Here is a 13870-nt window from a genome sequence, read left to right on the forward strand (position 1 = left end):
GTCAGCCGGGGGTTCGCGGCAGTGCCGATCGGGCTGTTCTCCCTGCTCAACCCGCCTGTGAAATATGCCGATCGGCACAGGCGCACCGCCGGACCCACGTCGTACTGTGACGGCAGTCGAAGAGAGGTGGTGACGATGAATCAGACCCTGTCGCTGGTTGTCCCGGCCCTGCTGCTGCCGGCCTGGGCGGTCCGCGGGCGCTACGGAGCGGCCTTCGTGACGACTGCGCTCGGTGCGGTCTCGGTGGCGGTCTCGGTCACCCTCTGGCTCACCGGCCGTTGGGTGGAGGGCGATCGCTGGGCCGGGGCGGTCGGGCTGGCCGAAGTGGCGGCCCTGCTGCTGGCGGTGCTGCTGACCTTGCGCGCCCAGGACGGCCCGCGGTGCGCGGCGGCCGCGTGGACGGCGTGCGGCGCGGTCACGCTCTGGCCGTCCCGCTTCCTGTACATCGAGGGGCCGACCGACACGCTCACGCTCTTCGGCTTCGGATCGATGCTGTCCCTGCCGACGGTGCTGATCGGGCTCTACCTGCGGGGGCTCGACGACGGCCGGGCCCGCGCGGTGGCCGAGGCCAGACGGGCCCAGCGGCTCGAACTGGCCCACGACCTGCACGACTTCGTGGCACACGACGTCAGCGGCATGGTCGCCCAGGCCCAGGCGGGGGCGTACATGGCGGCGATCGACCCGGCACGGGCGGCCGAGGTGTTCGAGCGGATAGAGCAGGCCGGGCAGCGGGCCCTGGCCTCGCTGGACCGGACCGTGCAGCTGCTGCGCAGCGAGGAGGCGGGCGGCCGCAGTCCGCAGCCAGGCCTCGCCGAACTCGCCCAGGTGGCGGACCAGTTCACCGCATCGGGCGGCGCCGAGGTCCGGCTGGAACTGCCGGAGGGGCCGGTGCCGCGCGAGGTGGAGGGCACCGTCCACCGGATCGCGGTCGAGTCCCTGACCAACGTCCGGCGCCACGCTCCGGCCGCGCGGACTGTCGAGATCCGGGCCCGCCGCAGCGACGGACGACTGGAGCTGACCGTGACGGACGACGGCGGGGCGCCGGCCCCGGAGGGACGTCCGCGCCGGGGCGGCGGGAGTGGGCTCCCTGGGCTGGCAGCCCGGGTGGAGGCCCTCGGTGGTTCGCTGGAGGCCGGTCCGTACGCGGGGGAGGGGTGGCGGGTACGGGCGGTGCTGCCGCTGGACGCGACCGTCAGCGGATCGGAAGGATCAGGGCCAGAGCGGTCAGGGCCAGAGCGGTCAGGGCCAGAGCGGTCCGGGCCAGGGCGATCCGGATCGGAACGATCACAGGGGCCGACGCGGGTCGGCACGGGGGAGGTGCGGGGATGAGCAGTGGCGCGGGGCCGGTTCGGATCCTGATCGCGGACGACCAGGCGGACGTTCGCAGCGCGTTCCGGATGATTCTGGACGCCCAGCCGGACATGACGGTGGTGGCCGAGGCGGCGGACGGCGCTGCGGCGGTGGCGGAGGCGAGGAGGCTGAGACCGGACGTGGTGCTCGCGGACATCCGGATGCCGAAGCTCGACGGCCTGGAGGTCACCCGGCAACTTGCGGGCCAGCACAAGGTGATCGTGGTGACCACCTTCGACCTGGACGAGTACGTGCACACGGCGCTTCGGAACGGTGCGGCGGGCTTCCTGCTGAAGCGCTCGGGGCCGGTGCTCCTGATCGAGGCGGTCCGGGCGGCGATGGCCGGGGACGCGTTGATCAGCCCGCAGATCACCGTACGGCTCCTGCGGCACATGGCACTTCCGGGAGGGGAGCCGGGGCCCGGCCCGGGAACGGCCTCGGGGCCCTCCGGGCCGCCGCCGGCGGCCGGGCCGGTGGAGGAACTGACCGCACGGGAAAGGGAGATCGCCGAGCAGGTGGCGGACGGGGCGACCAATGCCGAGATCGGCGCGGGGCTGTTCATCTCACCGGGGACGGTGAAGAACCACCTCGCCAGCATCCAGCGCAAGCTCGGTGCCCGTAACCGGGTGGGCATCGCGGCTTGGGTGTGGGAGCAGGCGGCCGGCACCCGCTGACAGGCCCACCTACAGGTCCCACCGACAGGACCACCCACAGGCCCCAACCCACAGGCCCCCACCTCCAGGGCGAGGGGAACAGCTCCCGGGGCGGAGGCCGCACAAGCGCGGCCCCGCGCCCGCGCCCGCCCCCGCCTCCGCGCTCGCCGCCTCCGCGCTCGCCGCCTCCGCGCTCGCCGCCTCCGCGCTCGCCGCCCCCGCCCCCTGGCGCGCGTCCAGCCGCTGGCAGCCGGAGGCGGAGGGCGGCCGCCGCGGCGCAGGCGAACCCCGTCCGACGCCGAGTCCGCGCGCTTGTGAACGAAGGGTCAAGCGAGCGTTCGGAGTCCCGCCACCCCTCCGAGTGAGCCGCTATAACACGTCAACATGACGCCTCTAAATTTGCCCGAGGCGACGCATAGTTGATATAGGAATACGCCCCTGACCAGCTGCTTCACAAGTAAATGCGACTGGTTGTGATCATTTGACTCCTTTGCGTCGACAAATCTGGGCATGTTCACATTCGCCATCATTCACATGGTGGCGTAGATCACAAAGATCGCGGTGAACTGCGTGTCGCAGATCACAAGCGGACGGGCATAAGATGCGCTCGTTCCAGGCTTTGTGAACTGCCTCACATGAGGTGGATCCCGGGAACCGGAGGGCGGGTTCACCTGAGTGTGACCTGCCGGTTCCGATCTGCAGTCAAGGACGACTGGACGGAGGGAGCGGGGGCTATGAATGCCTACGCGCCGATCCTCGTACTCGGTGCCATCGCGGCGGCGTTCGCGGTCGGCTCCGTCGTGATGGCCTCACTCACCGGCCCCAAGCGCTACAACCGGGCCAAGTTGGAGGCGTACGAGTGCGGCATCGAGCCGACCCCGCAGCCCGTGGGCGGCGGTCGGTTCCCGATCAAGTACTACCTGACGGCGATGCTCTTCATCGTCTTCGACATCGAGATCGTCTTCCTCTACCCCTGGGCGGTGACCTTCGACGCCCTGGGGATCTTCGGGTTGGTCGAGATGCTGCTCTTCATCGCCACGGTCTTCGTCGCGTACGCCTACGTCTGGCGCCGCGGCGGCCTGGAGTGGGACTGAGCCCGGCGGGACCGACCCCGGAACGGTGGTGCCGACCCCCGGAGCGGTGGGGCCGGCCCTCGGAACGGGACTGTCGGAACGGGACTGAGCGCGGGGTGGCCGCCGCCCTTGTGAACGAGCGGACAAGCCCGAACGGGCCGGACGTACCAGAGGACTTGAGGGCATTGAGAGGGATCTGATGGGAATCGAGGAGAAGCTGCCGAGCGGCTTTCTGCTCACGACCGTGGAGACGGCCGCCGGCTGGGTGCGCAAGGCGTCACTCTTCCCGGCCACCTTCGGTCTGGCCTGCTGCGCGATCGAGATGATGACCACCGGTGCCGGCCGCTACGACCTGGCCCGGTTCGGGATGGAGGTCTTCCGGGGTTCTCCCCGGCAGGCCGATCTGATGATCGTGGCGGGCCGGGTGAGCCAGAAGATGGCACCGGTGCTGCGCCAGGTGTACGACCAGATGCCCAACCCCAAGTGGGTGATCTCGATGGGCGTCTGCGCCTCCTCCGGCGGGATGTTCAACAACTACGCGATCGTGCAGGGCGTCGACCACATCGTTCCGGTGGACATCTACCTGCCCGGTTGTCCGCCCCGTCCGGAGATGCTGATGGACGCCATCCTGAAGCTGCACGACAAGATCCAGCACGAGCCGCTCGGGGTGAACCGGCGCCGGGCCGAGGAGCTCGGCGAGGCGCTCGCCCTGCAGGCCACCCCGATCAGCGAGATGCGGGGGCAGCTGCGATGAACGAGCAGGTACCCGAGACCCGCCGCGAGCACCCGGTCCGCGAGATCCCGGTCGAGGTGGTCGGCCGCCGCCAGGGCATGTTCGGCGCCCAGGGCAGCGGCGACACCTCCGGTTTCGGCGGTCTGGCGACGCCGGTGGTGCTGCCCGGTCCGAGCGAACGCCCGTACGGCGGTTGGTTCGACGAGGTCGCCGACGAGTTGGAGGGAGCCCTGGAGGAGCAGGGCCTGGACCCGGTCGAGGTGATCGAGAAGACCGTGGTCGACCGCGGCGAGCTCACCTTCCACATCGACCGCGCCCACCTGCTGAGGACCGTCCGGGTCCTGCGCGACGACCCGGCGCTGCGCTTCGAACTGTGCCTGGGCGTCAGCGGCGTGCACTACCCGGGTGACAAGGGCCGCGAGCTGCACGCGGTCTACCACCTGCGCTCGATCACCCACGGCCGGCTGATCCGGGTGGAGGTCACCGCGCCCGACGCCGACCCGCGCGTCCCCTCCGTGGTGAGCGTCTACCCGACCAACGACTGGCACGAGCGCGAGGTCTACGACTTCTTCGGCCTGGTCTTCGAGGGCCACCCGGCGCTCACCCGGATCATGATGCCGGACGACTGGCTGGGCCACCCGCAGCGCAAGGACTACCCGCTCGGCGGCATCCCCGTCGAGTACAAGGGCGCCCAGATCCCGGCTCCCGACCAGCGGAGGTCGTACAGCTGATGAACACTCGGCACTACGAAGGCAGCCGCGGGGAAGCCGCGGAAGCAGACGCCCGGGAGACCACCGAGGGCCGGGTCTTCACCGTCACCGGCGGCGACTGGGGCGAGGTGGTCGAGGCGGTCGGCCGGGCCGACGACGAGCGCATCATCGTCAACATGGGCCCCCAGCACCCGTCCACCCACGGCGTGCTGCGGCTGATCCTGGAGATCGACGGCGAGACGGTGAAGGAGGCCCGCTGCGGCATCGGCTACCTGCACACCGGCATCGAGAAGAACATGGAGTTCCGCAACTGGGTCCAGGGCACCACCTTCGTGACCCGCATGGACTACCTGACCCCGCTGTTCAACGAGACCGCCTACTGCCTGGCGGTCGAGAAGCTGCTCGGCATCACCGACGACATCCCGGACCGGGCCAACGTCATCCGGGTGATGATGATGGAGCTCAACCGGATCTCCTCGCACCTGGTCTGCCTGGCCACCGGCGGCATGGAGATCGGCTCCACCACCCTGATGATCTACGGCTTCCGGGACCGCGAACTGATCCTGGACGTCTTCGAGCTGGTCACCGGCCTGCGCATGAACCACGCGTACGTGCGCCCCGGCGGTCTCGCCCAGGACCTGCCGCCCGGCGCCGTCGACCAGATCCGCGAGGCGGTCAGGACGATCCGCTCCCGGATGCACGAGTACGACAAACTCGCCACCGGCAACCCGGTGTTCAAGGCCCGCCTGGTCGACGTCGGCTTCCTGGACCTGCCCGGCTGCCTGGCCCTCGGCGCCACCGGCCCGATCCTGCGCGCCACCGGCCTGCCGCACGACCTGCGCAAGACCGACCCGTACTGCGGTTACGAGGACTACGACTTCGAGGTCGCGATCGCGGACAGCGCCGACTCCTACGGCCGCTTCCTGATCCGCCTGGAGGAGATGAAGCAGTCGCTGCGGATCGTCGAGCAGTGCCTGGACCGGCTGCGTCCGGGCCCGGTCATGGTGGCCGACAAGAAGATCGCCTGGCCGGCCCAACTGGCCGTCGGCCCGGACGGGATGGGCAACTCGCTCGACCACATCCGGAAGATCATGGGCACCTCGATGGAGGCCCTGATCCACCACTTCAAGCTGGTCACCGAGGGCTTCCGGGTCCCGGTCGGCCAGGCGTACGCGGCGGTCGAGTCGCCCAAGGGCGAGCTGGGCGTGCACGTGGTCAGCGACGGCGGGACGCGCCCGTACCGGGTGCACTTCCGGGACCCGTCGTTCACCAATCTGCAGACGATGGCGGCGATGTGCGAAGGCGGCCAGGTGGCCGACGTGATCGTCGCGGTGGCCGGGATCGACCCGGTGATGGGAGGCGTGGACCGGTGACCAACGTCGAACTCGGACTGCCGGCGCTGCCGGCCGCACCGTACCCCGAGGAGGTGCGCGCCCGGCTGGCCGCCGACGCCGCCGAGCTGATCGCCCGCTACCCGGAGCCGCGTTCGGCGCTGCTGCCGCTGCTGCACCTGGTGCAGGCGGAGGAGGGCTTCGTCAGCCCGACCGGGATCCGGTTCTGCGCCGAGCGCCTGGACCTCACCACCGCCGAGGTCACCGCCGTCGCGACCTTCTACACCATGTACCGGCGGCGCCCGGCCGGGAAGTACCACGTCGGGGTCTGCACCAACACCCTGTGCGCGGTGCTCGGCGGGGACCAGATCTTCGCCGAGCTCCAGGAGCACCTGGGCGTCCGCAACAACGAGACCACCGAGGACGGCGAGGTCTCGATCGAGCACATCGAGTGCAACGCGGCCTGCGACTACGCGCCCGTGGTGATGGTCAACTGGGAGTTCTTCGACAACCAGACCCCGGAGAGCGCCCGGCAGCTGGTCGACGACCTGCGGGCCGGCCGTGAGGTCCGGCCCACCCGGGGTGCCCGGTTGTGCGGCTTCAAGGAGACCGCGCGGATCCTGGCCGGCTTCCCGGACGAGCGCCCGGGCGCCAACGACGAGTCCGGCGCCGGCGGCGCGCCCTCGCTGGCCGGTCTGCGGCTGGCCCGCGGCGAGGCCCTGCCCGGCACCCCCGGCACCCGCGTCGTCTCACCCCGCAACGAGCCACCCCGAACCGACGCGCCCCGAACCGACGCGCCCCGAACCGACGCGCCCCGCACCGACGCCCCCCGCGACGAGGCCCCCCGCGACGAGGCCCCCCGCAGCGACGCACCGCGCACCGACGCGCCCCGCACCGAGGGCACCGGCCAGGAAGGGAGCGAGGCGTGATGACCTCCGCAGAGCCGGCCGAGAAGCTGCTCACCCCCGTCCTGTCCGACTCCTGGGACGACAGCCGCCCCTGGACGCTCGACACCTACCGCCGCCACCACGGCTACGAGGGCCTCAAGGCGGCCCTCGCCATGCCCCCGGACGACGTGATCGCCCTGGTCAAGGACGCCGGCCTGCGCGGCCGCGGCGGCGCCGGCTTCCCCACCGGCATGAAGTGGCAGTTCATCCCGCAGAACGACGGCAAGCCGCACTACCTGGTGGTCAACGCGGACGAGTCCGAGCCGGGCACCTGCAAGGACATCCCGCTGCTGTTCGCGAACCCGCACTCCCTCATCGAGGGAATGATCATCGCCTCCTACGCGATCCGCTGCGACCACGCCTTCGTCTACCTGCGCGGCGAGGTCGTCCCGGTGCTGCGCCGGCTGCACGCCGCGGTCGCGGAGGCGTACGGGGCGGGCCTGCTCGGCCGGAACATCCTCGGCTCCGGGATCGACCTGGACATCACCGTGCACGCCGGTGCCGGCGCGTACATCTGCGGCGAGGAGACCGCGCTGCTGGACTCGTTGGAGGGCCGTCGCGGCCAGCCCCGGCTGCGGCCGCCGTTCCCGGCGATCGCCGGCCTGTACGCCTGCCCGACGGTGGTCAACAACGTCGAGTCGATCGCCTCGGTGCCGCCGATCCTGGCCCGGGGCAAGGAGTGGTTCAAGGGCCTGGGCACCGAGAAGTCCCCCGGCTTCACGCTCTACTCGCTCTCCGGGCACGTCACCAACCCCGGCCAGTACGAGGCCCCGCTGGGCATCACCCTGCGCCAGCTGCTCGACCTCAGCGGCGGCGTCCGCTCCGGGCACCGGCTGAAGTTCTGGACCCCGGGCGGTTCCTCCACCCCGATGTTCACCGACGAGCACCTCGACGTCCCGCTGGACTACGAGGGCGTGGGCGCGGCCGGCTCGATGCTGGGCACCAAGGCGCTGCAGGTCTTCGACGAGACCACCTGCGTGGTGCGGGCGGTCACCCGCTGGACGGAGTTCTACGCCCACGAGTCCTGCGGCAAGTGCACGCCCTGCCGCGAGGGCACCTACTGGCTGGTCCAGCTGCTCAAGCGGATCGAGGCCGGGGAGGGAGTCGAGGGGGACCTGGAGAAGCTCCTCGACATCGCCGACAACATCAACGGCAAGTCCTTCTGCGCGCTGGGCGACGGCGCGGCCAGTCCGATCGTCTCCTCGCTCCAGCACTTCCGGGCCGAGTACGAGCAGCACCTGGCCGAGCGCCGCTGCCCGTTCGACCCGGCCGCCTCCACCGTCTGGGCCGACGGCCCCCGCCCCGGCCACCAGTCCGCCACCGAAAGGGAGGTGCACGCGTGACGATCACAGAGCCAACCGCCTCCACGGGAGAGAAGCCCGCGGTCGAACTGGTCACGCTCACCATCGACGGCGTCGAAGTGCAGGTCCCCAAGGGGACGTTGGTGATCCGGGCGGCCGAGACCATCGGCACCCAGATCCCGCGCTTCTGCGACCATCCGCTGCTCGACCCGGCCGGCGCCTGCCGGCAGTGCATCGTCGAGGTCGAGGGCCAGCGCAAGCCGGTCGCCTCCTGCACCATCCCGGTGGCCGAGGGCATGGTGGTGCGCACCCAGCTCAGCTCGCCGGTGGCCGAGAAGGCGCAGCGCGGCGTGATGGAGCTGCTGCTGATCAACCACCCGCTGGACTGCCCGGTCTGCGACAAGGGCGGCGAGTGCCCGCTGCAGAACCAGGCGATGTCCAGCGGAGCCGCGGACTCCCGCTTCGAGGGCATGAAGCGCACCTACGAGAAGCCGGTGCCGATCAGCAGCCAGGTGCTGCTGGACCGCGAGCGCTGCGTGCTGTGCGCGCGCTGCACCCGCTTCTCGCAGCAGATCGCCGGGGACCCGTTCATCGACCTGGTGGAGCGCGGGGCGCTGCAGCAGGTCGGCACCGGCGAGGGGGACGACTTCGAGTCTTACTTCTCCGGGAACACCATCCAGATCTGCCCGGTGGGCGCGCTGACCTCGGCGGCCTACCGGTTCCGCTCGCGCCCCTTCGACCTGGTCTCCTCGCCGAGCGTGTGCGAGCACTGCTCGGCGGGCTGCGCGCAGCGCACCGACCACCGCCGCGGCAAGGTGCTGCGCCGGCTGGCGGGCGAGGACCCGGCGGTGAACGAGGAGTGGAACTGCGACAAGGGCCGCTTCGCGTTCCGCTACGCCCAGCAGCGGGACCGGCTGACCACCCCGCTGGTGCGGGTGGACGGCGAGCTGGTGCCGGCCTCCTGGCCGGAGGCGCTGGCGAGGGCCGCCGCGGGTCTGCGCGGCGCCCGGACGGGCGTGCTGGCCGGCGGCCGGGTGACGGTCGAGGACGCGTACGCGTACGCCAAGTTCGCCCGGGTGGTGCTGGGCACCAACGACGTGGACTTCCGGGCCCGCCCGCACAGCGGCGAGGAGGCGGACTTCCTGGCCGCGGCGGTCGCCGGGCGCGGGGTGGACGTGGACGGCTCGGGCCTGACGTACGAGCGGCTGGAGCAGGCGCCGGCGGTGCTGCTGGCCGGTTTCGAGCCGGAGGAGGAGTCGCCGATCGTCTTCCTGCGGCTGCGCAAGGCGGTCCGCGGCCGCGGTCAGAAGGTGTTCTCGGTGGCCGCGTTCGGCTCCCGGGGCCTGGCGAAGCTGCGCGGCGGGCTGCTGCCGGCGGCGCCGGGCACCGAGCCGGAGTGGTTCGCGGCACTGGCGGCGGACGAGCCGCTGAACGACGAGGCGGGCCGGGCGGCCGAACTGCTGCGCGCGCCGGGCGCGGTGATCCTGGCGGGCGAGCGGCTGGCCGCCGTGCCGGGCGCGCTGACGGCGGTGCTGCGGCTGGCGCACGCGACCGGTGCCCGGCTGGCGTGGGTGCCGCGTAGGGCGGGCGAGCGCGGGGCCGTGGAGGCGGGCGCGCTGCCGGGGCTGCTGCCCGGTGGCCGTCCGGTGGCCGCCGCGGCGGCGCGGGCCGAGGCGGCCGCGGTGTGGGGGGTGGCGGAGCTGCCGTCCAAGCCGGGCCGTTCCACCGACCAGATCCTGGCGGCGGCCGCGCAGGGCGAGTTGGACGCGCTGCTGATCGGCGGCGTGGACCCGGACGACCTGGCGGACCCGGCGCTGGCCGACGAGGCGCTGGCCGCCGTCCCCTTCGTGGTGTCGCTGGAGCTGCGGCCCTCGGCGGTGACGGCGCGCGCGGACGTGGTGCTGCCGGTGGCGGCGGTGGCGGAGAAGGCCGGCACCTTCCTGGACTGGGAGGGCCGGGTGCGGATGTTCGAGGCCGCGCTCAAGCCGGACCAGCAGATGGGCCGTCATCTGCAGTCGGATCTGCGGGTGCTGGCGATGCTGGCGGACGCGCTGGGCCACCGGCTGGGCCTGCCCGACGTCCGGGCGGCGCGGCTGGAGCTGGACGCCTTCGCCCCCTGGGAGGGCGACCGCGCGGCCGGTCCGGCGGCCCACCCGGGCCTGCTGCCCCGTCCGGCCACCGGCCAGGCGGTGCTGGCGGGCTGGCGTCCGCTGCTGGACGAGGGCACGTTGCAGCAGGGTGATCCGCACCTGGCGGGCACCCGGCACCGGGTGGTGGCCCGGATCTCGGCCGAGACGGCGAAGGAGATCGGCGCCGAGTCGGCCGCCGCGCTGCGGCTGACCGGCCCGGCCGGCTCGCTGACGCTGCCGCTGGAGGTCACCGGCTCGCTCCCGGACCGCACGGTCTGGATCCCGCTCAACTCGACGCCGGGCGGCGCCCACCGCGCGCTCGGCACCACCGTCGGCCACCTGGTCACGATCGCCGCGGCCGAGGCCGAGCCCGAGCCGGCGGCGCAGGCCCCGGCCGGGGCGGGCGCGGGCGAAGGGGAAGGGGAGGACCGATGACGACTCCGCAGCCGTACGAGACGCTCCACTTCTTCGGCCAGGACCCGTGGTGGCTGGTCCTGCTGAAGGCGGTGTTCTGCTTCGCGTTCCTGGTCCTGACGGTGCTGATCGCGATCGTCTGGGAGCGCAAGGTGGTGGCCTGGATGCAGTTGCGCATCGGGCCGAACCGGCACGGGCCGTGGGGCCTGCTGCAGTCGCTGGCGGACGGCGTGAAGCTGGCGCTGAAGGAAGACCTGGTGGTCAAGGGCGCGGACAAGGTGGTCTACGTCCTGGCCCCGATCGTCTGCGCGATCCCGGCGTTCATGGCCTTCGCGGTGATCCCGTTCGGTCCGGCCGGCAACGAGGTGTCGATCTTCGGCACCCGGACGGCGATGCAGCTGACCGACTTCCCGGTGGCGCTGCTGTACATCCTGGCGACGGCCTCGATCGGCATCTACGGCATCGTGCTGGCCGGCTGGTCGTCCGGTTCGACGTACCCGCTGCTGGGCGGGCTGCGTTCGGCCGCGCAGATGGTCAGTTACGAGATCGCGATGGGCCTGTCCTTCGCGGCGGTGTTCATCTACTCGGGCTCGATGTCGACCTCGGAGATCGTGGCGCACCAGCAGCCGACCTGGTTCGCGGTGCTGCTGCCGGTGTCGTTCATCGTCTACGTGATCGCGATGGTCGGCGAGACCAACCGGGCGCCGTTCGACCTCCCGGAGGCCGAGGGCGAGCTGGTCGGCGGCTTCAACACCGAGTACTCCTCGCTGAAGTTCGCGATGTTCATGCTGGCCGAGTACGTGAACATGGTGACGGTCTCGGCGGTGGCCTCGACGCTCTTCCTGGGCGGCTGGCGGGCCCCGTGGCCGGTGTCGACCTTCTGGGAGGGCGCCAACCACGGCTGGTGGCCGATGCTGTGGATCACGCTGAAGATCCAGCTGCTGCTGTTCCTCTTCATCTGGCTGCGCGGCACGCTGCCCCGGTTCCGCTACGACCAGTTCATGAAGCTGGGCTGGAAGGTGCTGATCCCGGTCTCGCTGGTGTGGCTGGTGCTGATCGCGAGCGTGCGGGCGCTGCGCAACGAGGGCTACGGCTTCGGCGAGGTGGTGCTGTACGTGGGCGCCCCGGTCGGGGTGGTGCTGCTGCTGGCGCTGCTGCGGGACTTCCTGAGGAAGCAGCCGGAGGCCGAGGAGGCGCCGCCCAAGGGAGGGTTCGACCCGATGGCGGGCGGCTATCCGGTGCCGCCGCTGCCCGGTCAGGAGCTCCCGCCGGTGCCGCGCCGGCGCAGTCGCGCCCCGAAGCAACTCCAGGACGCCCTCAACGGGGCCGACCATTCCGAAGGGAGCTGAACCGAGATGTCGTCCGACCAGTCCGACCGTACGGACCGGCCCGAGCGGGCCGACCGGCCGTCGGTCCTCGGCCCGGCCGCCGGCTTCGGCGTGACCTTCAAGGCCATGTTCAAGAAGCGGCTCACCGAGCAGTACCCGGAGCAGAAGAAGCCCACCGCTCCGCGCTTCCACGGCCGCCACCAGCTGAACCGGCACCCGGACGGCCTGGAGAAGTGCGTCGGCTGCGAGCTGTGCGCGTGGGCGTGCCCGGCCGACGCGATCTACGTGGAGGGCGCGGACAACCGGGACGAGGAGCGCTACTCCCCGGGTGAGCGCTACGGCGCGGTCTACCAGATCAACTACGCCCGCTGCATCCTGTGCGGGCTGTGCATCGAGGCCTGCCCGACCCGGGCGCTGACCATGACCAACGAGTACGAGCTGGCCGACTCCTCCCGGCGGGACCTGATCTTCACCAAGGAGCAGCTGCTGGTGGGCCTCACCGAGGGCATGGTCGACACCCCGCACGAGATCTTCCCGGGCGCCGACGAGGGCGCGTACTACCGGGGCGAGATCACGGCGGCGGCGCCGGGGACGGTCGAGCAGGAGCGCACCGACCGGGAGAAGGAGGTGCGGCCGTGACCGGACAACTCGCGGCGGCGGCCGTGACGACGGATCTCGCGGCCGCGACCGGACGGCTCGCGGCCGCGGCCGGGGCGACCTCCACCGGTGAGGCGGTCCAGTTCTGGGTGCTCGCGGTGATCGCGGTCGGCGGCGCGCTCGGCATGCTGCTGATGCGGAAGGCGGTGCACAGCGCGCTCTGCCTGGCGGCCACCATGATGGCGCTGGCGGTCTGTTACATGGCCCAGGGCGCGGTGTTCCTGGGTGTGGTGCAGATCGTGGTCTACACCGGCGCGATCATGATGCTCTTCCTGTTCGTGGTGATGCTGGTCGGCGTCACCAGCGAGGACTCCCTGAAGGAGCAGTTGAAGGGCCAGCGGTTCGCCGCGGTGCTGTGCGGACTGGGCTTCGGCGTGCTGCTGGTCGCCGGGATCGCCAATGCGAGGCTGGACCACTTCACCGGGCTGTCCGAGGCGAACGCCGAGGGCAACGTTCCGGGCCTGGCCCGGCTGATCTTCACCCGGTACGTGTGGGCCTTCGAGGTCACCGGCGCGCTGCTGATCACCGCGGCGATCGGCGCGATGGTGCTGACCCACCGCGAGCACGTGAAGCCGCCGAAGACCCAGCGCGAGCTGGCGGCGCAGCGCGTCAAGGACAACATCCAGCTGCCGCCGCTGCCGGCGCCGGGCGTGTACGCGCGGCACAACGCGGTGGACGTTCCCGGCCTGCTGCCGGACGGCACGATCGCCGAGGACTCGGTGATGGCGACGCTGCGCGAGCGCGGCCAGATCCGGGACGTCAGCCAGGCGATGCTGCGGCGGATGGCGGAGCTGGAGAACAGCACGGCGGACTGGCTGGGCCGTCCGTCCTCGGAGCGGCCGGAGGTGGCCGGTCCGCGCAAGTCCCTGGAGCCGGTGCCGGCGAACGGCAAGGCCGGCGCGGCCGGCAAGGACGGCGCGACCGGCGAGGAGGGCGACGAGTGAACCCGGTCAACTACCTATACCTGTCGGCACTGTTGTTCACCATCGGGGCATCCGGGGTGCTGATCCGGCGCAACGCGATCGTGCTGTTCATGTGCGTGGAGCTGATGCTGAACGCCTCGAACCTGGCGCTGGTGACGTTCTCGCGGATGCACGGCACCCTGGACGGCCAGATCATCGCCTTCTTCACGATGGTGGTCGCGGCGGCCGAGGTCGTGGTCGGCCTCGCCATCATCGTCTCCATCTTCCGGACCAGGCACTCCGCTTCGGTCGACGACAGCAACCTGATGAAGCTGTAGGCGG

The 13870-nt window shown here is 71.6% G+C and carries 13 protein-coding genes; all 13 read left to right on the plus strand.

The window, feature by feature from the left end; genetic code table 11:
• The first annotated feature begins 135 nt into the window (after positions 1-135).
• The 13 genes from IE332_RS24195 to nuoK all read left to right on the plus strand — a co-directional run bounded on the left by IE332_RS24195 (position 136) and on the right by nuoK (position 13866).
• Positions 136-1329: a sensor histidine kinase gene (locus tag IE332_RS24195; RefSeq protein WP_189920055.1), complete on the plus strand. Its 1194-nt coding sequence runs from the start codon at positions 136-138 to the stop codon at positions 1327-1329.
• Positions 1326-2024, plus strand: coding sequence for a response regulator (locus IE332_RS24200; RefSeq protein WP_189920057.1), 699 nt, complete (start codon positions 1326-1328; stop codon positions 2022-2024). The genes IE332_RS24195 and IE332_RS24200 overlap by 4 nt, the downstream gene beginning before the upstream one ends.
• 713 nt (positions 2025-2737) lie before the next feature.
• Positions 2738-3097, plus strand: a complete 360-nt coding sequence (locus IE332_RS24205) for an NADH-quinone oxidoreductase subunit A (RefSeq protein WP_030060100.1) — start codon at positions 2738-2740, stop codon at positions 3095-3097.
• Between the two features lie 178 nt (positions 3098-3275).
• Positions 3276-3830, plus strand: a complete 555-nt coding sequence (locus IE332_RS24210; protein WP_030060101.1) for a NuoB/complex I 20 kDa subunit family protein — start codon at positions 3276-3278, stop codon at positions 3828-3830.
• A complete protein-coding gene (locus IE332_RS24215; protein ID WP_189920059.1) occupies positions 3827-4540 on the plus strand; it encodes an NADH-quinone oxidoreductase subunit C in 714 nt (237 codons plus the stop codon). Before IE332_RS24210 ends, IE332_RS24215 begins: the two co-directional genes overlap by 4 nt.
• Positions 4540-5892, plus strand: coding sequence for an NADH-quinone oxidoreductase subunit D (locus IE332_RS24220; protein ID WP_189920061.1), 1353 nt, complete (start codon positions 4540-4542; stop codon positions 5890-5892). Before IE332_RS24215 ends, IE332_RS24220 begins: the two co-directional genes overlap by 1 nt.
• 17 nt (positions 5893-5909) lie before the next feature.
• Positions 5910-6779: an NADH-quinone oxidoreductase subunit NuoE gene (gene nuoE / locus IE332_RS24225; protein WP_189920144.1), complete on the plus strand. Its 870-nt coding sequence runs from the start codon at positions 5910-5912 to the stop codon at positions 6777-6779.
• Positions 6779-8140, plus strand: a complete 1362-nt coding sequence (nuoF, locus tag IE332_RS24230) for an NADH-quinone oxidoreductase subunit NuoF (RefSeq protein ID WP_189920063.1) — start codon at positions 6779-6781, stop codon at positions 8138-8140. The genes nuoE and nuoF overlap by 1 nt, the downstream gene beginning before the upstream one ends.
• The gene (locus tag IE332_RS24235) at positions 8137-10662 is read left to right on the plus strand and encodes an NADH-quinone oxidoreductase subunit G (RefSeq protein ID WP_189920065.1); all 2526 of its coding nucleotides are present in this window, start codon (positions 8137-8139) and stop codon (positions 10660-10662) included. Before nuoF ends, IE332_RS24235 begins: the two co-directional genes overlap by 4 nt.
• Positions 10659-11990, plus strand: coding sequence for an NADH-quinone oxidoreductase subunit NuoH (nuoH, locus tag IE332_RS24240; protein WP_189920067.1), 1332 nt, complete (start codon positions 10659-10661; stop codon positions 11988-11990). Before IE332_RS24235 ends, nuoH begins: the two co-directional genes overlap by 4 nt.
• A 6-nt stretch (positions 11991-11996) precedes the next feature.
• Positions 11997-12608 (plus strand): NADH-quinone oxidoreductase subunit NuoI, encoded by a 612-nt coding sequence (gene nuoI, locus IE332_RS24245; protein ID WP_189920069.1) that lies wholly within the window; start codon positions 11997-11999, stop codon positions 12606-12608.
• Between the two features lie 23 nt (positions 12609-12631).
• On the plus strand, positions 12632-13570 hold the full coding sequence (locus IE332_RS24250) for an NADH-quinone oxidoreductase subunit J (RefSeq protein WP_189920146.1): 939 nt from the start codon (positions 12632-12634) through the stop codon (positions 13568-13570).
• Positions 13567-13866 carry an NADH-quinone oxidoreductase subunit NuoK gene (nuoK, locus tag IE332_RS24255; protein ID WP_030235394.1) on the plus strand — a complete coding sequence of 100 codons (300 nt, stop codon included), beginning with the start codon at positions 13567-13569 and terminating at the stop codon, positions 13864-13866. The genes IE332_RS24250 and nuoK overlap by 4 nt, the downstream gene beginning before the upstream one ends.
• Positions 13867-13870 lie beyond the last annotated feature (4 nt).

The sequence above is a fragment of the Kitasatospora xanthocidica genome (genome assembly GCF_014656195.1).
In the GTDB taxonomy this organism is placed as follows: Bacteria; Actinomycetota; Actinomycetes; order Streptomycetales; family Streptomycetaceae; genus Kitasatospora; species Kitasatospora xanthocidica.